This window comes from Streptomyces sp. CWNU-52B, from assembly GCF_047444975.1.
Taxonomy (GTDB): domain Bacteria; phylum Actinomycetota; class Actinomycetes; order Streptomycetales; family Streptomycetaceae; genus Streptomyces.
The window spans coordinates 63,536-83,782 of the sequence record NZ_JBLFJV010000027.1 but is presented as its reverse complement, the minus strand read 5'-3'; the positions used below and the strand labels follow the sequence as shown (position 1 = coordinate 83,782).

The following is a 20,247-nucleotide window of genomic DNA, read 5'->3' as shown; positions in this document are numbered from 1 at the left end:
GCACACGTCACTAGTAGGAATTCCGCCGCCCGTTCGACGGATTCCGGCCACGGGGGCAGTCGAGAAAGTCAGGGCAGCCGGGACGGGTCGGCTTCGAGTGCGGCCGTCCGGCCGTCCAGCTCCCAGCCCGTCCCGTACGCCACGTCGAAGGCCTCCTCGCCCAGCGCGGCCCGCCCCCGGCGGGTGAGGTCGCGCACCTGCCGGTCGGTGCGGTCGTGTGTGCCGCGCAGCCGGGCGGCGGCGCCGAGCAGGACGGCCGCCTCGTGCTGCCGCCCGTGCGCCTCGGCGAGCGCGGCCACGGTCACCGCCACCGTCGACATGCTCGGCAGGTCCCGGCTCGCCAGGGCCGCCGTGTACGCCGTCGTCAGCGCATCGCGCGCGCCGGCCAGGTCTCCCCTCTCCAGGCAGAGCGCGGCCCGGGTGCTGCCGGCCAGCGTGCGCGCGTGGTCACCGGGGAACGGGGCGTCGTCACGCAGACCCCGTTCGGCTTCGTCGAGCAGTTCCCCCGCCCGGTCCAGATCGCCGAGCCGCAGCCGGACGACGGCCTCCCACGCGTCGACCAGGAACAGCATGGGCGGCGCGTTCGCGCGCAGCGCCCGCTCCCGGGCCGAGCCGACCGTCGCGACCGCCAGGTCGATGTCACCGCGCCGCAGATACAGGTCGACCCAGCGCAGCCGGCCGAACACCTCGTCGCCGAGGCTGAGCGAACCGAACTCGGCCGCCGCCGACCGGGCCTCGCGCAGATCGGCCAGCGCGCCGTCCAGGTCGCCGTCGTAGCCGCGCGCCTGGGCGCGCACCGGCAGTGCGTTGGCCTGCCCCCAGCGGTCGCCGACCTGCCGGAAACAGGCCAGGGCCGCCTCCACGTCGACGCGTGCCTCGTCGAGCCGGCCCGCGTTCTCGGCGAACTCGGCCCGGAACATGCGCGCATGCCCGGAGAGCCACCGGCCGTCGCCGTCGGACGGCCACACATCGTCGCCGCCGGCCGCCAGGCGCCCGACAAGCGCGGGCAAGGTCGTCTCCCCCTCCAGAAACGTGAGCGGGAGCGCGGTGAGCGCGCCGTAGGGGCCGGGCAGCTCCGGGTACACGAGCAGCCGCTCGGCGAGCGCGCGGATCTCGGCCCGGTCGGCCGCGGTCTCCTCGGCGGTCGCCCCCGGCCGGGTGCCGACCCGGTTGAGCAGGTGGATCACCCGGGCGCAGTCGCGGTCGGGCGTCGCCCCGCCGCCGGGCACCGCCAGTGCCTCACCCAGCCAGTGGGCCGCGTCGTGGTGCCGGCCGAGCATCTGCCAGTACCAGCTCAGGTCCAGCGCGAGAGAAAGGGCACCCGGGGCGTCACCGGTGTCGCAGCGCCTGCGCAGGGCGGCGAGCGTGTTGTCGTACTCGGCGCCGATGACACGCAGGGCCGCGGCCTGGCCGGGCCCTCGCAGCTCCGGGTCCTGCCGCGCCATCAGCTCCGCGAAGTGGCCGGCGGCCAGGTCACGGACGGCGCCGAGCTCTCCCGTCCCGGCCAGGCGGTCGGTGCCGTACTCGCGCAGTGTCTCCAGCATGCGGTAGCGGCCCGGTTCGGGCGCGAGCTGCAGCAGCGACCGGTCGACCAGCGCGGCAAGCAGTTCGGGGACGTCGGCGGCCGGGACCGCGGTGCCGGCGCGGACCGCGGTGGCCGAGGCCGGGGTGACGCCGCCGGGCAGGATCGCGACGCGTTCGGCGACCGTACGCTCGTCCGCGCTCAGCAGGTCCCAGCTCCAGGCGATGACCGCGCGCAGCGTACGGTGCCGGGGCAGCGCGGTACGGCTGCCGGTGGTGAGCAGCCCGAACCGGTCGGAGAGCCCGGCGGCGAGCTCGGGCAGCGACAGCGTACGCAGCCGGGCCGCGGCCAGTTCGAGGGCCAGCGGCATGCCGTCCAGGCCGCGGACCACCTGTCGGACCTCGGGCAGTGTCGTGGCGTCGACCTCGAAGCCGGGGCGCACGGCCGCGGCCCGCTCGGCGAACAGGCGTACCGAGGCGGCCCGGCGGGTCCGCTCGACGCCGTCGTCGGGGCCGGGCAGCGTGAGCGGGCCGAGCGGCACGAGCGCCTCGCCGTCGACCGCGAGGGGTTCGCGGCTGGTGGCGAGGACGCGCAGCCCGGCGCAGCGGGACAGCAGGGCCGCGACCAGGTGGGCCACGGCGTCGATCAGGTGCTCGCAGTTGTCGACGAGCAGCAGGCTCTCCCGGCCGCCGAGCCGGTCGACGAGTACGTCCACGTCGTCGCCCTCGACCCGCATCCGGGCCTCGAACACCGCGCCGCCGCGCAGCCCGGTCCCGGCGAGCAGGGCCGCGCCGACCTTGGCCGGCTCGGTGACCGAGGCCAGGTCGATCATCCGGGCGCCGTCGCGGTAGGCGTGCCGGTGGCGGCGGGCGGCCTCGACGGCGAGCCGGGTCTTGCCGGCGCCGCCGGGCCCGAGCACGGTGACCAGGCGCCCGGCGGCGAGCAGCGCGTCGATCCGGGCGAGGTCGTCGTCGCGCCCGACGAAGCTGGTCAGCGGCGCGGGCAGGTTGCTCGACCCGTTGCTCGGCCCGGTCCGCGCGATCCGGGCGGTGTCGGTGTGGGTATCGGTGCGGGTGTCGTCGGCCGGGGCAGGCCGTTCGCCGCGCAGCAGCCGCAGATGGCGTTCGCGCAGGGCGGCGCCCGGGTCGGCGCCGAGGTCGTCGGCCAGCCTCGCGCGGACCCGCTCGTACAGGGCCAGGGCCTCGGCCTGACGCCCCTGGGCGGCGAGCGCGTCCATGAGGAGCGCGGCCGTCCGTTCGTGCACGGGGTGCTCGGCGGACAGGGCGAACAGGTCGGTCAGGACGGTCAGCCGGGTGGCGGCCGTGTCGGCACGGCCCAGGGACAGCTCGGCCTCGGCGAGGTCGGTGACGGCCTCCACCGAGACGTGGGCCAGCCGGGTCGCGACGGCGGGCGCCACCGCGGCGACGACGGCGGGCGCGGCGCCGGGGCGGTCGCCCCACAGCGCGACGGCCTCCCCCAGCACCGCCGCCGCGGCCTGCGGGTCGCCGGCGCGCAGTCGGTCACGGCCGGTGGCGGCGAGTTGCTCGAACCGCAGCGCGTCCACGTCGGCCGCGTCCACGTCCAGCCGGTAGCCGCCCGCGATCTGCGTGACGTCGCCGGCCGAGCCGAGGGTCCGGCGCAGCCGTGAGACAAGGGCCTGGAGGGCGTGGGCGGGGCCGGCCGGCGGGTCCTCGACCCAGATCGCGTCGACAAGGACACCCGGGGCGACCGCGCGACCGCCGGCGAGCGCCAGCCGTACGACCAGGGCCCGCAACCGCGCTCCCGGAACGGGCAGCGCGGCGTCACCGCGGGACACGGACGTTTCAAGGACGCCGAGCAGCGTGATGCGCAGCCGCGCGTCCCCATCCATCCGCCCATCTTCGCCCGCGCCCGCTCAAGTCCCCAAACCCGGGCGGTGCCCGGCACGCCGTGGGGGTCGGGCGTGGATGTCGGCGGCGTGGGCGTCGGCGCCCTGTGTGCCGCTGTCAGCGCCGCGTGCGCGCCGTGTGAGCGGCCCGCGTCAGTCTTCGGCTGCCTCATCCGATCCCGGATGCAGGGTGCCGGATCCCGAATCCCGGATCCCGGATCCCGGATCCCGGAACTCGCACTCGCACTCGCACTCCGACCCGAAGGGCCACACCGTGACCGACGACTTCGTACCCGTACCCGTACCTCTTCCCGTATCTCTTCCGGTACCCGGTGGCTGGGTCCGGACCTGGGGTGCCTCGCCCCAGGCTCCCGACGCGGCGACCGTCGCGGTCGAGCCCTTCGCCGACGCGACACTGCGGCAGGTGGTGCGTGTCAGCGGCGGCGGACGGCAACTGCGCGTCCGCTTCACCAACGAGTACGGGACCACGCCTCTCACGATCGGCGCCGCGCGGGTGGGCCTCGCGGCGCCCGGCGGCGGTGTTCAGGCGGGCAGCGATCGGAGGCTGACCTTCGCCGGTGAACCGACCGCCACCGTCCCGGCGGGCGCGCCGGTCCTCAGTGATCCCGTGGATCTGCCCCTGGCCGCCCTCTCCAGGCTGGCCGTCAGTCTCTACGTGCCGGGCTATGTGGAGACCTGCACCTGCCACGGCACGGACGTGCAGACCGGCTGGCGGATCCCGGGTGACGCCGTGGCCGCGCCCGCCCTGCCCGCCGGTGCGGTACCCCTGCCTGCGCAGGCCCTGATCTCGGCGGTGGAGGTCCTTCCCGACACCCCGGCCACGGCCGTCGTCGCGCTCGGCGACTCCCTCACCGACGGCGTCGGCTCCACTCCGGGCGCCGACCGCCGCTGGCCGGATCTCCTGGCCGAGCGTCTTGTCCGGCACGGTGGACCCACCGTCCACGTCTCCAACCAGGGCATCGGCGGCAACCGGGTGCTGAACGACGGCTTCGGCGCCTCGGCCCTGGCCCGCTTCGACCGCGACGTCCTCGCGACACCGGGCCTCGGCCATGTGGTGGTGCTCGAAGGCATGAACGACATCGCCCTCTCGTTCGCCTCGCCTGAGGTCGACGGTCCCATGGCCGAGTTCTTCGAAGCGTTCGCCGGTACGCCGGTGACGGCGGACGACATCATCGCGGGCCACCGCCAGTTGATCGCGCGGGCCCACGGGCGCGGCGCGCGGATCTACGCCGCCACGCTCATGCCGTATGGGGGCTCGGACGTCTTCTCGGCGGAGGGTGAGAAGGCGCGCCAGACCGTCAACTCCTGGATCCGCACCGGCGGCGCCTTCGACGCGGTGCTGGACTTCGACGCCGTGTGGCGCGACCCGCACCGCCCCGACCGGATCCGGGACGGCTTCCACGAGGGCGACCACATCCACGGCAACGACGCGGGCTACCGGGCGCTGGCGGACTCCATCGACCTGTCGCTGTTCAAGTGACGCGCACCCTCCCGCCCTTCGGAAAGAGAGTTCTCATGCATGACGTAGTGATCGTGGGCGCCGGCCCGGTCGGCCTGTTCCTCGCCTGCGAACTCGGCCTCGCCGGCTGTTCCGTCCTGGTCCTCGAACGGGAGCCGGCGCCCGGCTCCGCGTGGAAGGCGGACCCGCTCGGGATGCGGGGCCTGTCCGCCGCGTCGGTCGAGGCGTTCCACCGCCGCGGGATGCTGCACCCGCTGCTGAAGGCATCGGACGTCCACGACTATCCCGGCGCGAACCCGGCCCCCGACGCTGACGCTGACGCTGACGCCGATGACCCGTCACCCCCTCGTTCTGTGGGCCACTTCGCCGGCATGATGCTCGATCCGGCCAGGATCGACGTCGCCACCCTGCCGTTCCGGCTCCCCAGCCCGGTGACGGAAGGCGTGATGACGAACCTCGAAGCCGTCGAGACGGTGCTGTCCGAGCGGGCGTCCGAGCTGGGCGTGGAGATCAGGCGCGGTGTCACGGTCTCGGCCGTCGACCAGGACGACGAGAGGGTGGTCGCGCGAGCAGGAGTCGACGAGCAGGAGTTCGCGGCGCGCTGGCTCGTCGGCTGCGACGGCGGACGCAGCGCGGTACGTGGACTCGCGGACTTCGCGTTCATCGGCACCGAACCGCAGTTCACCGGCTACACCATGCTCGCCACCGTCGACGACCCGGAGAAGCTGCGCCCCGGGTTCACCCTGACCCCGACCGGCATGTACCTGCGGATGCGCGCGGAGGGGCACATCGGCATGCTGGACTGCGACGGCGGCGCGTTCGACCGCTCGCGGCGACCGACTCGCGAACATCTCCAGGCGGTGCTGCGCCGAGTGTCCGGCACCGACGTGACGTTGAGCGCCGTCCAGCTCGTCTCGGCCTTCACCGACCGGGCGAAGCAGACGACGACGTACCGGCAGGGGCGCGTCCTGCTCGCGGGCGACGCCGCCCACATCCACTCCCCCCTCGGCGCGCAGGGACTCAACCTCGGCCTCGGCGACGCCATGAACCTGGGCTGGAAGCTCGCGGCGACCGTGCACGGGTCCGCGCCGGACGAGCTGCTCGACACCTACACCCGCGAGCGGCATCCGATCGGCGCCCGGGCGCTCGACTGGACGCGCGCGCAGGCCGCGGCCATGAAGCCCGACCCGCATGCCCAGGCGGTCCAAGGGGTGCTGCGCGACCTGCTCCGGACCCGGGACGGAACGACCTACGTGTTCCAGCGGACTTCGGGGTCGTCGAACCGCTACGACCTCGGCGCCGAGCACCCGCTGGTCGGCCGCAACGCCCCGGACCTGCGCCTTGCGGACGGCACACGCCTCGGCGACCTGATGCGGGACGGTCTGGGCGTCGCGCTCGATTTCAGCGTGGACCGGTCCCTGCACGAGGCGGCGAAGGGCTGGGCGGGCCGGATACGGTACGCGGCCGGTCCGGCGAGGAACGACCTCGGTCTGGGTGCCGTCCTCGTCCGACCCGACGGCACGGTCGCCTGGGCAGGTGATCGCGTCCCCGACCGTGCGGCGTTCGAGGAGGCCGCCGGTCATTGGTTCGGCGCTCCGAAGATCTGACCGCTGCTCAGGCGCTGTCCTGCGGCCCCGCCGTCCCGCCCGCCGTCCCGCCCGCCGCCTCGACGACCCGGCGCAGTCCTTCGGTGAGTTCGGCGGCGTCGGTCGCGGTGTCGGGGTCGAAGGTCCACTGTGCGATGAGCCCCATCATCAGGGTCATGTAGAACTTGCCCAGGGTGTCGACGTCCGCCTCCGGGACGTCCTCCTCCAGGCCGCCCATCAGCATCGGGATGATGCCGCGCGCCCCTTCGCGCTGGGCCTTCGCCAAGTGGTCGCGCACGCCCGGCAGTTTGTCGCCCATGGCCACGATCTCCATGCTGAGGTGCCAGGGCGAGCCGGGCGTGCGCATGGTCCCGATGATGTTCTTCCAGACCTCGTGGAACCGCTCCAGCGAGCCCGGCTCGGTGCCGCTCGCGATCCGCCCGCCCGCGTCGAAGTCGTCCGAGACCACCTCGACGATGGAGATGTACGCCTCCGCGAGCAGCGCGTCCTTCGAACCGTAGTGGTAGCCGATCGAGGCCAGGTTCGTCCCCGACTCCTTGACGATGTCGCGCGCGGTCGTCCGGGCGAAGCCCTTCTCCAGCAGACAGCGCCTGGCGCCTTCGAGCAGATCCTCACGGTGTCCCATGCGGAGCAGCGTACCGCCGCGACAGACAACTGTCCTAGACCAGTGTCTTACACGGTTGTTCTAGACGTGCGTTTAATACGCTTGTACAGTCTGGCGTCATGACGAACCCGAAGCACCCGACGAGCTCGATGGGCCCGCACCCGGACCCGGACCCCGGATCCTCTGTCGGCCGCCTGGCCGGACGGCGCGAATGGACCGCGCTCGGCGTCCTGATGCTGCCGCTGCTCCTGGTCTCGATGGACGTCTCGGTCCTCTACTTCGCGATCCCCCAGATCAGCGCCGACCTGGAACCGAGCGGCACCCAGCAGCTGTGGATCTTCGACATGTACGCGTTCGTGCTCGCCGGGCTGCTGATGACGATGGGCTCGCTCGGCGACCGCGTCGGGCGCCGCAGGCTCCTGCTGGCCGGCGCGGTCGCCTTCGGCGCGGCCTCGCTGGCCGCGGCGTACGCGAACAGCGCCGAGACGCTGATCGCGGCCCGCGCGGTGCTCGGCATCGGCGGCGCGACCCTGATGCCGTCCACCCTGGCGATGATCCGCACGCTCTTCACGGACCCGGGCCAGCGGTCCAAGGCGATCGGTCTGTGGTCCGCGGTGATGACGGGCGGTGTCGCGCTCGGCTCGGTGATGAGCGGCGTCCTCGTCGAGCACTTCTGGTGGGGCTCGGTGTTCCTGGTGAACCTGCCCGCGATGGTGCTGCTGCTGGTCCTCGGCCCGTTCCTGCTCCCGGAGTCCAGGGACCCCGCGCCCGGCCGCTTCGACCTGCTGAGCGTGCCGCTGTCACTGGCGGCCGTGCTGCCCGTGATCTACGGGGTCAAGGAGATCCCCTCGGAGGGCTGGAACGTCCGCTACGTCGTCTCGGTGACCGCCGGCCTGCTCTTCGCCACGCTCTTCGTCCACCGCCAGCGGACCGTCGAGTCGCCCATGATCCCGCCCGCGCTCTTCCGCAGCCGCGGCTTCGCGCCCGCCGTCACGCTGAACCTGCTGTCGTCGTTCGCCATGTTGGGCTCGGCGTTCTTCACCACGCAGTACCTCCAGTCGGTGCTCGGCAAGAGCTCCATGGAGGCCGCGCTGTGGGCGCTGCTGCCCACCCTGCTGGTCGGTGTCGCCGCTCCGGCCGCGGCCGGGCTGGTGCGGCGGGGAGCGCGCAGGGCGTACGTCGTCTCCGGCGGCTTCGTACTCGCGGCCTGCGGTTACGGGCTGCTGACGGCGGCCGGTACGGACTCGATGTGGCTGGTGCTGGCCGGGGCCGGGGTCATCGCGTCCGGGATCGTCACCGTGATGTCCCAGATGATGGACCTGGCGCTGGGCAGCGTGCCCGCTCGGCAGGCGGGGACCGCGTCCTCGGTGCTGGAGACCGGCGCGGAGTTCGGCGGGGCGCTGGGGATGGCGGTGCTGGGGTCGATCGGCACGGCGGTGTACCGGCACGAGATGCCGGACTCGGCGCCGGCAGCGGCCCACGAGACGCTCGGCGCGGCGCTCGCGGTGGCGCGGGGGTTGCCTGGGCGGGCGGGTGAGGCGGTCGCGGTCGCGGCCCGCGAGGCGTTCACCGCCGGTATGCAGGCGGCAGCGGTCGCCGGGGCGGTGCTTCTGCTGGCCGCGGCCGTCCTGGCGGTGACGACCCTCCGCCAGGTGCGGGTCCGCACACCGGAATGCGCTGATCTCGCCCCCGCCGCCCCTACCCGTCCCGTCCCTGGGGGCTGCGCCCCCTGACCCCCGCTGCGCAGTTCCCCGCGCCCCCAGGTACCTGGGGGCGCGGGGAACTGCGCAATCCTTTAGCGGGGTCTGGGGGCGGCAGCCCCCAGGGACGGGCAGCCTCAGACCAGGTTGACCGAGCGGGCCTGGGTGGCTCCGATCTCGTCCGTCAGCTCCGTCAGGACCGGCTGCGGCACCGTGTCGTCCACCGTGAGGACGGCGAGCGCCTCGCCACCGACGTCCGCACGCGCGACCTGCATCCCCGCGATGTTGATGCCCGCCTCGCCGAGGATCCGGCCGAGCGCGCCGACGACACCGGGGCGGTCGGTGTAGTTGAGGACGACCATGTGGTCGGCGAGTGCCAGGTCCACGTCGTACTCACCGACGGCCACGATCTTCTGGTGGTGCTTGGGCCCGGCGAGCGTGCCGGAGACCGAGACCTCCTGGCCGTCGCTGAGGGTGCCGCGCACGGTGACCACGTTCCGGTGGTCCGTGGACTCCGAGCTGGTGGTCAGCCGTACCTCGACACCGCGCTCCTGCGCGAACAGCGGGGCGTTGACGTAACTGACGGTCTCGTCGACCACGTCCTCGAACACGCCCTTGAGCGCGGAGAGTTCGAGCACCTTGACGTCGTGCTGGGTGATCTCGCCGTACACCTCGACGTCGAGGCGGACCGCGACCTCGCCCGCGAGCGCGGTGAAGATGCGGCCGAGCTTCTCGGCGAGCGGCAGGCCCGGCTTGACGTCCTCGGCGATGACCCCGCCCTGGACGTTCACCGCGTCGGGGACCAGCTCACCGGCGAGGGCCAGGCGCACCGAGCGGGCGACGGCGATGCCGGCCTTCTCCTGCGCCTCGTCCGTGGAGGCGCCGAGGTGCGGGGTGCACACGACCTGGTCGAGCTCGAAGAGCGGGGAGTCCGTGCAGGGCTCCTTCGCGTACACGTCGAGTCCGGCGCCGGCGACCCGGCCCTCCTTGAGCGCCGAGTACAGCGCGACCTCGTCGACGATCCCGCCGCGCGCGGCGTTGACGATGCGGACCGACGGCTTGACCTTGTGCAGCGCCTCGTCGCCGATGAGACCGAGGGTCTCGGGCGTCTTCGGCAGGTGCACGGTGATGAAGTCGGAGACTTCGAGCAGCTCGTCGAGGGAGAGGACCTTGACGCCCATCTGCGCGGCTCGCGCGGGCTGTACGTAGGGGTCGTAGGCGACGACCTTCATACCGAAGGCCGACATCCGCTGGGCGACGAGCGCGCCGATGCGGCCCAGGCCCACGACACCGAGGGTCTTCTCCGCGAGCTCGACGCCCGTGTACTTGCTGCGCTTCCACTCGCCGTTCTTCAGGGCCGTGTTGGCCTGCGGAATGTGGCGTGCGGTGGCGAGCAGCAGACCGCACGCCAGCTCGGCGGCGGTCACGATGTTCGAGGTGGGGGCGTTGACGACCATCACGCCCGCCTTGGTGGCGGCGGCGACGTCGACGTTGTCCAGGCCGACGCCGGCTCGTGCGACGACCTTCAGTTTCCGGGCGGCGGCGACGGCCTCGGCGTCGACCTTCGTCGCGGAACGGATCAGGATCGCGTCGACGTCGGCGATGGCGGGCAGCAGTTCGGCGCGGTCTCCGCCGTTGCAGTGCCGGATCTCGAAGTCCGGGCCCAGGGCGTCGACGGTGGCGGGCGACAGCTCTTCAGCGATGAGTACGACAGGTTTCGAGCTCACGTGAATCCTCACAAGTCCAATGCGGACGGCCGTCCCGACGGCCGCAGGCGGTGGAGGGTAGGCGCGTAAAAGACGCACGACGCTGTGGGCCCGACGCGTATGTAGTGCAGCAGTCTAGTGGCGGCGCGCCGACGTTCTCGCGCCTCAGCAGAAGGATCACCCGCACGTGCGGACTTCAGCCCCCCTGGGGGTCCCCCCACGTCCTTGAGGCTGTGGGGGAGTTCGAGGAGCGGGGTCCGGGGCGGAGCCCCGTGGCAGCACCTCAGGCGGACAGGCACGGCCGTGGCACCGGGGCGGCACCCCGGTACCACGGCCGAACCGACGAAGTCACTCGTCGTCGTTGACCCACGACATGAGCTTGCGCAGCTCCTTGCCGGTGGTCTCCAGGAGGTGGTTCTCGTCCTGGGTCTTGTACTCGTTGTACTTCTTCAGACCGCCGTGGTACTCGTCCATCCAGGCCTGGGCGAAGGTGCCGTCCTGGATCTCGCCGAGGATCTTCTTCATCTCGGCCTTGGTGGCGTCGGTGATGATCCGCGGGCCGCTGACGTAGTCGCCCCACTCGGCGGTCTCCGAGATGGACCAGCGCATCTTCTCCAGGCCGCCCTCGTACATGAGGTCGACGATGAGCTTCAGCTCGTGCAGGCACTCGAAGTACGCGATCTCCGGCTGGTAGCCGGCCTCGGTCAGCGTCTCGAAGCCGGCCTTGACCAGCGCGGCCGTACCGCCGCAGAGGACGGCCTGCTCACCGAACAGGTCGGTCTCGGTCTCCTCGGTGAAGGTCGTCTTGATGACGCCGGCGCGGGTGCCGCCGATCCCCTTCGCGTACGACAGGGCCAGCTCGAAGCCGTTGCCGGTGGCGTCCTGCTCGACGGCCGCGATACACGGGACGCCGCGGCCCTCCTCGTACTGGCGACGGACCAGGTGGCCGGGGCCCTTGGGGGCGACCATGCAGACGTCGACGCCGGCCGGGGGCTTGATGAAGCCGAAGCGGATGTTCAGGCCGTGGCCGAAGAACAGCGCGTCGCCGTCGTTCAGGTTGTCCTTGATGGACTCCTCGTAGACCTGGCCCTGGATCGGGTCCGGCACCAGGATCATGATGACGTCGGCCTCGGCGGCGGCCTCCGAGGGGGTCACCACACGCAGGCCCTGCTCCTCGGCCTTCGCCTTGGACTTGGAGCCCTCGTGCAGACCGACCCGGACGTCGACGCCCGAGTCACGGAGCGACAGCGCATGGGCGTGGCCCTGACTGCCGTAACCGATGACCGCGACCTTGCGGCCCTGGATGATGGACAGGTCGGCGTCAGCGTCGTAGAACAGCTCGGCCACTTTGGGTTCTCTCCTTGTGTGCGGTGTTGCCTCCCACCGTATGCCGGTGGGGTGAGGGGACGTTCCGGGGTCTCGGAATGCGGGCGGTCGGCAGCCGCCGACCGCCCGTTTCCGGTCGTACGTTCGTCTCTTACGAGGCCTTGCGGGGCCTAGGCGGACCGGTCGAGGGCGCGCAGCGACCGGTCGGTGATCGAGCGTGCGCCGCGGCCGACGGCGATCGTGCCGGACTGGACGAGCTCCTTGATGCCGTACGGCTCCAGCATCTTGAGCATGGCCTCCAGCTTGTCGCTGCCGCCGGTGGCCTCGATGGTGACGGCCTCGGGTGAGACGTCGACGGTCTTGGCGCGGAACAGCTGGACGATCTCGACGATCTGGGAACGCGTCTCGTTGTCGGCGCGCACCTTCACCAGAACGAGTTCACGCTGGACGGCCGAGCCGGGTTCCAGTTCGACGATCTTCAGCACGTTGACGAGTTTGTTGAGCTGTTTGGTGACCTGTTCGAGCGGGAGTGCCTCGACCACGTTCACCACGATGGTGATGCGCGAGATGTCGGGGTGCTCGGTGACACCGACCGCCAGCGAGTCGATGTTGAAGCCGCGACGGGAGAACAGGGCGGTGATCCGGGCGAGGACACCGGGCTTGTTCTCCACCAGGACGGAGAGCGTGTGCTTGGACATGGGTCTGTTTCCTTTACCTACGGCTTCCTTTGCCTACGGCTCTCAGTCGTCTTCGTTGTCGCCGAAGTCGGGGCGGACTTCCCGCGCGGCCATGATCTCGTCGTTCGAGGCGCCGGCGGCGACCATCGGCCACACCATGGCGTCCTCGTGGACGATGAAGTCGATCACGACAGGCCGGTCGTTGACCGAGTTCGCCTCTTCGATGACCTTGTCGAGGTCGTCCGGGGACTCGCAGCGGATCGCGTAGCAGCCCATGGCCTCCGACAGCTTCACGAAGTCGGGGACGCGGGTGCCGGCGCTCGGCCGGCCGTCGGCACCGGTGTCGGAGCCGTTCGTCGAGGTCGCGGGGCCGGAGTGCAGCACCGTGTTGGAGTACCGCTGGTTGTAGAAGAGGGTCTGCCACTGGCGGACCATGCCGAGGGCGCCGTTGTTGATGATGGCGACCTTGATCGGGATGTTGTTCAGGGCGCAGGTGGTGAGTTCCTGATTGGTCATCTGGAAGCAGCCGTCGCCGTCGATCGCCCAGACCGTACGGTCAGGAGCGCCGGCCTTGGCGCCCATCGCGGCCGGCACCGCGTAGCCCATCGTCCCGGCGCCGCCCGAGTTCAGCCAGGTCGAGGGCTGCTCGTACTGGATGTAGTGCGCGGCCCACATCTGGTGCTGGCCGACACCCGCGGCGAAGATCGTTCCCGGCGGGGCGAGTTCGCCGACGCGCTGGATGACCTGCTGCGGCGAGAGCGAGCCGTTGTCGGGCTGCTCGTAACCCAGCGGGTACGCCTCGCGCCAGCGGTCGAGGTCCTTCCACCAGGCGGTGTAGTCGCCCGCGTGGCCCTCGCTGTGCTCCTTCTGCACGGCCTGGACCATGTCGGCGATGACCTCGCGGGCGTCACCGACGATCGGCACGTCGGCGGCGCGGTTCTTGCCGATCTCGGCCGGGTCGATGTCGGCGTGGACGATCTTCGCGTGCGGGGCGAAGCTGTCCAGCTTGCCGGTGACGCGGTCGTCGAAGCGGGCTCCGAGGGCGACGATCAGGTCGGCCTTCTGCAGCGCGGTGACGGCGGTGACCGCACCGTGCATGCCCGGCATTCCCACGTGCAGCGGGTGGCTGTCGGGGAATGCGCCGAGCGCCATCAGGGTGGTGGTGACGGGCGCTCCGGTGAGTTCCGCGAGGACCTTCAGTTCGGCGGTGGCACCGGCCTTGAGGACGCCGCCGCCGACGTAGAGGACGGGCCGTGAGGCCTGGGTGATGAGCCGGGCGGCCTCGCGGATCTGCTTGGCGTGCGGCTTGGTCACCGGGCGGTAGCCGGGCAGGTCCATGACCGGCGGCCAGGAGAAGGTGGTCCTGGCCTGGAGGATGTCCTTGGGGATGTCGACCAGGACCGGCCCCGGGCGGCCGCTGGAGGCGATGTGGAACGCCTGCGCGATGGCCTGGGGGATGTCCTCCGCCTTGGTGACCAGGAAGCTGTGCTTGGTGATCGGCATGGTGATGCCGACGATGTCCGCCTCCTGGAAGGCGTCCGTACCGATCGCCTTGGAGACGACCTGCCCGGTGATCGCGACCAGCGGCACGGAGTCCATGTGGGCGTCCGCGATCGGGGTGACCAGGTTGGTGGCGCCCGGCCCCGACGTCGCCATGCACACCCCGACCTTGCCGGTGGCCTGCGCGTACCCGGTGGCCGCGTGGCCTGCGCCCTGCTCGTGGCGGACCAGCACGTGACGCACCCGCTCGGAGTCCATCAGGGGGTCGTACGCCGGAAGGATGGTGCCGCCGGGAATGCCGAATACCGTCTCGGCCCCGACCTCCTCGAGAGAGCGGATGAGGGACTGCGCTCCCGTCACCTGCTCGGGGGCGGAGACTTGTCCTCCGGAACGGGGCCGCGGCTGCGGGTGGTGGGCCCCGGTGGCCTGCTCGGTCATCGGCATTCTCTTCTCGATGCTGAGGGTTTTTGCGAGTTTTGAGCGGTGTGCGGTTACTGATCGACAGTCACTGGTGCAACAAAAAACCCCTCGTGCCGTGAGGCAGGCGAGGGGAGCGCGTCGGGTGCGGTCGCTGGAAGTTCCGGGTCATCGATCCGGTGCTTCCCAGCTCAGCCGACGCGCTTTCCAAGTACGAGAATTCGGGTGCGCATGGCACAGACCCTCTCCCCGGCACGCAGTGCGTGTCAAGTGGGTGGGACGGGGGTCTCATCATGTGAGCGCAGGGCTGTTCCGGTTCCGTATCCTCCTGATCCTCCGGTGGCCGCTCCTGCCGTGTAGGCGCTGGTGCCGCCACCTGCGTAGACGCCGCCCACGCTGCCCGAGCCGCCCACGAAGACGGGCTCGGCGGGAGCGTGGGGCATGGGGTAGGCGCTCGTCGCGAGGGCGCGGCGCAGCCGGTACTCGTCCAGCGGTCCGGAGAAGGCCACGCCCTGTCCGTGGGTGCAGCCCATCGAGCGCAGGGCGATGACCTGCTCGGGCAGGTCCACGCCGTCGGCCACGGACTGCAGCCCGAGGTCGTCGGCGATGCGCAGCAGCCCGCTGGTGATCTTGTGGAGCCGGGCCGACTCGACGACGCCCTCGACCAGGGAGCGGTCCAGTTTCAGTACGTCGACGGGGAGCCGGCGCAGGGCCGCGATCGTGGCGTACCCGCTGCCGAAGCCCTCCAGGGCGATCCGGACGCCGAGCCGCCTGAGCGCCTTCAGCCGGCGCTCCAGCTCGTCCAGGGAGACCTTGGGGTCCATCTCGGCCAGTTCCACGATCAGGGCGCCGGAGGGCAGCCCGTGCCGGGTCAGCAGGGCCTCCACGGAGCTCAGCGGCATGGAGCGGTCGAGGAGTCTGCGGGCGGTCATCCGGACGGAGACGGGCACGGCGTTCCCGGTGGCGGCGCGCTCGGCGGCCTGTTCGACGGCCTCCTCCAGCATCCAGCGGCCGAGTTCGGCGGTGCGGTCGCCGTCCTCGGAGACCCGCAGGAACTCGGCGGGGGTGAACAGCACGCCCTGTGCCGAGCGCCAGCGCGCCTGTGCGGCGACCGCGGTGATCCGGCCGGTCTCCAGGGAGACCACGGGCTGGTGCAGCAGCGCGAACTCGCCGTCGTGCAGGGCGGCACGGAGTCTGGTGGCCAGCTCCGCCTTGCGCACGACGTCCTGCTGCATCTGTGGCGCGTACAGCTCGACGCGGCCCTTGCCCGCCGCCTTCGCGCGGTACATCGCCAGGTCGGCGTTGCGCAGCAGCTCGCCGGCGCCCAGGCCCGGCTCGGAGAAGGCCACCCCGATGGAGGCGGCGACACGGACGTCGTTCCCGTCGATGAGGTACGGCTGCGAGAGGGTCGCACGCAGCCGGTCGGCGAGCTCGAAGATGTGGCGCTCGCGCGCGGTGCGGTCCCGGGAGCCGTCGCCGACGATCAGGGCGGCGAACTCGTCGCCGCCGAGCCGGGAGGCGGTGTCCCCCTTGCGGACCGCGTCCTGGAGTCTGCGGGCGGCCTGCACGAGGAGCTCGTCACCGGCCTGGTGGCCGATGGTGTCGTTGACCGCTTTGAATCCGTCGAGGTCGATGAAGAGCACGGCGGTGCCGTGGTCGGAGGAGCGGCGGCCGGAGAGCGCCTGTCCGACGCGCTTGGTGAACAGGGCGCGGTTGGGCAGGTCGGTCAGCGGGTCGTGCTCGGCGTTGTGCTGTAACTGGGCCTGCAGGCGGACCCGTTCGGTCACGTCACGGCTGTTGAAGATGAGGCCGCCGTGGTGGCGGTTGACGGTCGACTCGACGTTGAGCCAGCCGCCGTCGCCGGACCTGAAGCGGCACTCCATGCGGGTGGTGCGTTCCTCGGTGGGGCTGGCGGCGAGGAAGCGGCGCACTTCGTGCACCACGCAGCCCAGGTCCTCCGGGTGGATCAGCGAGGCGAGTTCGGAGCCGACCAGCTCCTCGGCGGGCCGGCCGTAGACACCGGCCGCGGCCGGGCTGACGTACCGGAGGATGCCGTTCGGAGCGGCGATCATGATGACGTCGCTCGAACCCTGCACCAGGGAGCGGAAGTGGTTCTCCTTCTGGGCCAGTTCCTGGGTGAGGGTGATGTTGTCGATGAGCATGATGCCCTGGCGCACGACGAGCGCGAGCACGACCGTGCCTCCGGTGACGAGCACTACGCGGTCGACGCTGCGGCCGTTGAGCACGTTGTAGAGAATCCCCAGCGTGCAGACCGCGGCGGCCAGGTAGGGGGTGAGTGCCGCCAGTGAACTGGTGATGGGCCGGCTATACCGACTGTGACCTCCTTCCTGGAGGGGCACATGTGCCGGCTGTCCCCGCCGGGGTCCGGGCACGTAGCCGTACACCACGCGCGTGTGTCCCTCTTCTTCCGGGTGACCGTGTCGGTGCCCCACCCAGGGGGCGTAGGCGAGCAGCAGTGATCCGGCGAACCAGCCGGCGTCGAGCAGCTGCCCGGAGCGGTAGTGGTTGTGCAACAGCGGTGAGGTGAACAGGGCGTCGCACATCACCGTCAGGGCCAGGGCCCCGATCGCGGTGTTCACCGCCGAGCGGTTCACCGCCGAGCGCCTGAAGTGCAGGGCGAGCACCATGCTCACGAGGGCGATGTCCAGCAGCGGATACGCGAGCGAGAGCGCGGTGTGCGGGACGCTCGGCCCCTCCGCCTTCGCCGCCTGGGCGAGCGCGAGGCTCCAGGAGAGCGTGAGCAGCGAGCCGCCGATCAGCCAGGAGTCGAGGCCGAGACAGACCCAGCCGGCCTTGCTCACCGGCCGTTTGGCGAGCACGAGCAGTCCCACGATGGCCGGTGGCGCGAAGCACAGGAAGAACAGGTCGGCGTAGCTCGGGCTGGGCATCGGGGTGTCCAGGACGACCTCGTACCAGCCCCAGACGAAGTTGCCCGCCGCCGCCATCGCGGAGGAGAGCGAGAAGAGGAGCCACGCGGGTCGAAAGCGGCTGCGGCGGGTGCGGGCGCAGAAGAAGCAGGAGACGGCCGCGGTGGCGGCTGCCGCGCTCAGCCCGAAGTCACCCATGATCAGGGCGAACTTGTGCGACCCCCAGCCGAGCGCGGAACCGACGGCGTATCCCGCGCACAGGAGGGCGAGCACCAGCTGCTGGACCATGCCCGTGGCGCTCCCGGCGGCCGGCGTACGAGCCGCCGACGCCCCCGGGGCGCTCACCGTACTCCTCCGGTCCGAGCCGCCCCCGAGTCCCTCTGGTCCCGGTGGGCCGGATGCGGGTGCCGCCTGCGGCCGGCCGGCCGCCGGTGGTGACCGCCGTGGCCGCCGTGACCGCATCTGCGCGTGGGTGGACACCAGGGTCGCCGTCGACGTCCCCGCCGCGTCGGATCGTTGGTCCATAGGCCGTGCATCGCCCGTCGCCCCCCTCGCTGTTCTGTCTCTCGATCCCCGGCGCCGAACGGTGCGCGGCGCAGCCCCTGACGGGACGATACACCAATCTCGTCACTCAGGGACATAGTTCCTCTACGCTCCGTGACGACCAGCGGGGATGTGGCCACGGCCCGCATGCGGGGGACTGCGGAGGGTGCCCATGGAGCTGCTCCGCTCGCCCGCGGCCGGGAGCGGAGAGGACTACGAGCCCGTCGTAAGGACCACGTTGTGCAGTGGCTCCCGGTTCACGAAACGGTTCAACTGGTCCACGAGAAGCCGCTGGGCCCGTGGGAAGAACGCGGAGGTCGGACCGCCCACATGGGGGCTGATGAGCACGCCGGGCGCGTGCCACAGGGGGTGCCCCGGGGGAAGCGGCTCGGGGTCGGTGACGTCCAGGGCCGCCCGGAGCCGGCCGCTCTCCAGTTCGGCGAGGAGCGCCTTGGTGTCCACGACCCCGCCGCGGGCCACGTTGACGAGGAGCGCCCCGTCCTTCATACGGGCCAGGAAATCGGCACCGGCCAGGCCTTTCGTCTGCTCGGTGAGGGGCGTGATGAGCACCACCACATCGGCTTCCGGCAGGAGCGCGGGCAGGGCGGAGATCGGATGCACGGGGCCGCGCGCCGTGGTGCGTGCGGAGCGCGCGACGCGCGCCACCCGCGCGAGCTCAAACGGCGCGAGCCGGTCCTCGATGGCGGAACCGACGGCTCCGTAGCCGACGATCAGGACGCTCTTGTCCGCGAGCGCGGGGCGGAAACCCGACCGCCATTCCTCGCTGTCCTGGCCTCGGACGAAGTCGGGGATGCCGCGCAGCGAGGCGAGGATCAGGGTGAGGGTGAGTTCGGCGGTGCTGGCGTCGTGCACACCGCGGGCGTTGCACAACTGCACGCCGTCGGGCAGCAGTCCGAGGCCCGGCTGGACGTGGTCGATGCCGGCCGACAGGGTCTGCACGACCTTCACGGAGGTCATTTCGGCCATGGGCCGCACCGAGACGTCGGCGCCCTTCATGTAGGGCACGACATAGAAGTCGCAGTCGGCGGGATCGGCGGGGAAGTCCCCTCCGCCGTCCCAGAAGCGGTAGTCGGGGCCCTCGGGAAGGCCGTCGAGTTCCTCGGTGGGAAACGGGAGCCACACTTCGTACGTCATGTGCAGGAGGCTATGCGAAGCGCCCGTGGACGCAGAGGGCTGTTCGCGGGGTTAGTTTGGGGTGCCAGGAACAGGGAGGGCGCGGCCAGGTGGAGCGCAGGACGATCGGGGCGGCGGCGCTCGAAGTAGGGGCTGTCGGTCTCGGGTGCATGCCGATGAACTGGGCGTACTCGGGTTCGCGGCAGCGGGGTGCCGAGGCGCTGCGGACCGTGCACGCGGCCCTCGACCGGGGCGCGACGCTCCTGGACACCGCCGACATGTACGGGCCCTTCACCAACGAGCTGCTGGTGGGGCGCGCGTTGCGGGGCCGGCGCTCGGAGGCCTTCGTGTCGACCAAGGTCGGGCTGCTGGTGGGTGAGCAGCACATCGTGGCCAACGGCCGCCCCGGTTATGTGAAACGGGCCTGCGACGCCTCGCTGCGCCGGTTGCAGACGGACGTCATAGACCTCTACCAGCTGCACCGCGAGGACCCCGAGGTGCCGGTCGAGGAGACCTGGGGCGCGATGGCGGAACTCGTCGCGGCGGGCAAGGTACGGGCGCTGGGGCTGTGCGCGGTGGGCGCGCGCTCCGGGCGCAAGCCGGGCGCGCGGCTGCACGACGGAACGATCCGGAAACTGGAGCGGATTCAGCAGGTCTTCCCGGTGAGCGCGGTGCAGGCCGAGCTGTCCGTGTGGTCGCCGGAGGCGCTGGAGGCCCTGCTGCCGTGGTGCGAGGCGCGGGGCGTCGGCTTCCTCGCGGCGATGCCGCTGGGCAACGGCTTCCTGACCGGGACGCTCACGCCCGGCGAGGGCTTCGAACCCGACGACCTGCGGGCCCGGCATCCCCGCTTCACCGCCGAGATGATGGCCGCGAACCAGCCGATCGTCGCCGGCCTGCGCCGGATAGCGGCCCGCCACTCGGCCGCGGCGGAGCAACCGGAGGGAAGGGCGGACGGAGCGACGGACGGAACGGCGGACGGGACCGGCGTCACGCCCGCGCAGGTGGCGCTCGCCTGGGTGCTGTCGCGCGGGCGGCACGTGGTCCCGGTGCCCGGGACCAAGCGGGAGTGCTGGGCCGCGGAGAACGCGGCGGCGGCCGGGCTGCGCCTGACGGCGGAGGATCTGGCCGAGGTCGCGGGACTGCCTTCGGCGCTGGGGTCCTGGGACTGAACCGGCCGGTTCGCGCGGGGGTCCGGCGATTCGGTGTCCGTGATCGGGAACCCTCGGGGCCCTGGCAGTGTATGAAAAGGAGAGCCTGCCGCGTCGAAGGGATCCCG

12 protein-coding genes are annotated in these 20,247 nt (G+C 71.8%); 4 read left to right on the top strand and 8 right to left on the bottom strand.

Annotated features, from left to right (window positions below; translation table 11 throughout):
- Positions 1-68: 68 nt before the first annotated feature.
- Positions 69-3,392: an AfsR/SARP family transcriptional regulator gene (locus ACLVWQ_RS24975; protein ID WP_414111400.1), complete on the bottom strand. Its 3,324-nt coding sequence runs from the start codon at positions 3,390-3,392 to the stop codon at positions 69-71.
- A 271-nt stretch (positions 3,393-3,663) separates the two neighbouring features.
- On the opposite strand from ACLVWQ_RS24975, the gene ACLVWQ_RS24970 reads away from it, so the two are divergent.
- On the top strand, positions 3,664-4,890 hold the full coding sequence (locus ACLVWQ_RS24970; RefSeq protein ID WP_414111399.1) for an SGNH/GDSL hydrolase family protein: 1,227 nt from the start codon (positions 3,664-3,666) through the stop codon (positions 4,888-4,890).
- A gap of 35 nt (positions 4,891-4,925) precedes the next feature.
- Complete coding sequence (locus ACLVWQ_RS24965; RefSeq protein ID WP_414111398.1) at positions 4,926-6,476, top strand: FAD-dependent oxidoreductase; 1,551 nt, start codon at positions 4,926-4,928, stop codon at positions 6,474-6,476.
- Between the two features lie 7 nt (positions 6,477-6,483).
- Here ACLVWQ_RS24965 and ACLVWQ_RS24960 read toward each other — a convergent pair whose 3' ends face one another.
- Complete coding sequence (locus tag ACLVWQ_RS24960) at positions 6,484-7,101, bottom strand: TetR/AcrR family transcriptional regulator (protein WP_414111397.1); 618 nt, start codon at positions 7,099-7,101, stop codon at positions 6,484-6,486.
- Between the two features lie 128 nt (positions 7,102-7,229).
- On the opposite strand from ACLVWQ_RS24960, the gene ACLVWQ_RS24955 reads away from it, so the two are divergent.
- Positions 7,230-8,813, top strand: coding sequence for an MFS transporter (locus tag ACLVWQ_RS24955; protein ID WP_414111575.1), 1,584 nt, complete (start codon positions 7,230-7,232; stop codon positions 8,811-8,813).
- A gap of 104 nt (positions 8,814-8,917) precedes the next feature.
- On the opposite strand, the gene serA is transcribed toward ACLVWQ_RS24955, so the two are convergent.
- The 6 genes from serA to ACLVWQ_RS24925 form a co-directional block, all read right to left on the bottom strand.
- Complete coding sequence (serA, locus tag ACLVWQ_RS24950; protein WP_414111396.1) at positions 8,918-10,507, bottom strand: phosphoglycerate dehydrogenase; 1,590 nt, start codon at positions 10,505-10,507, stop codon at positions 8,918-8,920.
- Between the two features lie 327 nt (positions 10,508-10,834).
- Positions 10,835-11,833: a ketol-acid reductoisomerase gene (gene ilvC, locus ACLVWQ_RS24945; protein WP_414111395.1), complete on the bottom strand. Its 999-nt coding sequence runs from the start codon at positions 11,831-11,833 to the stop codon at positions 10,835-10,837.
- 149 nt (positions 11,834-11,982) lie between these two features.
- Positions 11,983-12,510, bottom strand: a complete 528-nt coding sequence (gene ilvN, locus ACLVWQ_RS24940; RefSeq protein WP_414111394.1) for an acetolactate synthase small subunit — start codon at positions 12,508-12,510, stop codon at positions 11,983-11,985.
- Positions 12,511-12,552: 42 nt separating this feature from the next.
- The gene (locus tag ACLVWQ_RS24935; RefSeq protein WP_414111393.1) at positions 12,553-14,433 is read right to left on the bottom strand and encodes an acetolactate synthase large subunit; all 1,881 of its coding nucleotides are present in this window, start codon (positions 14,431-14,433) and stop codon (positions 12,553-12,555) included.
- Between the two features lie 239 nt (positions 14,434-14,672).
- Positions 14,673-17,756 carry a putative bifunctional diguanylate cyclase/phosphodiesterase gene (locus ACLVWQ_RS24930; protein WP_414111574.1) on the bottom strand — a complete coding sequence of 1,028 codons (3,084 nt, stop codon included), beginning with the start codon at positions 17,754-17,756 and terminating at the stop codon, positions 14,673-14,675.
- A 294-nt stretch (positions 17,757-18,050) separates the two neighbouring features.
- Positions 18,051-18,992, bottom strand: a complete 942-nt coding sequence (locus ACLVWQ_RS24925) for a 2-hydroxyacid dehydrogenase (protein ID WP_414111392.1) — start codon at positions 18,990-18,992, stop codon at positions 18,051-18,053.
- Between the two features lie 89 nt (positions 18,993-19,081).
- Here ACLVWQ_RS24925 and ACLVWQ_RS24920 point away from each other — a divergent pair, with 89 nt between their 5' ends.
- Positions 19,082-20,140, top strand: coding sequence for an aldo/keto reductase (locus ACLVWQ_RS24920; protein WP_414111391.1), 1,059 nt, complete (start codon positions 19,082-19,084; stop codon positions 20,138-20,140).
- The last annotated feature ends 107 nt before the right edge of the window (positions 20,141-20,247 follow it).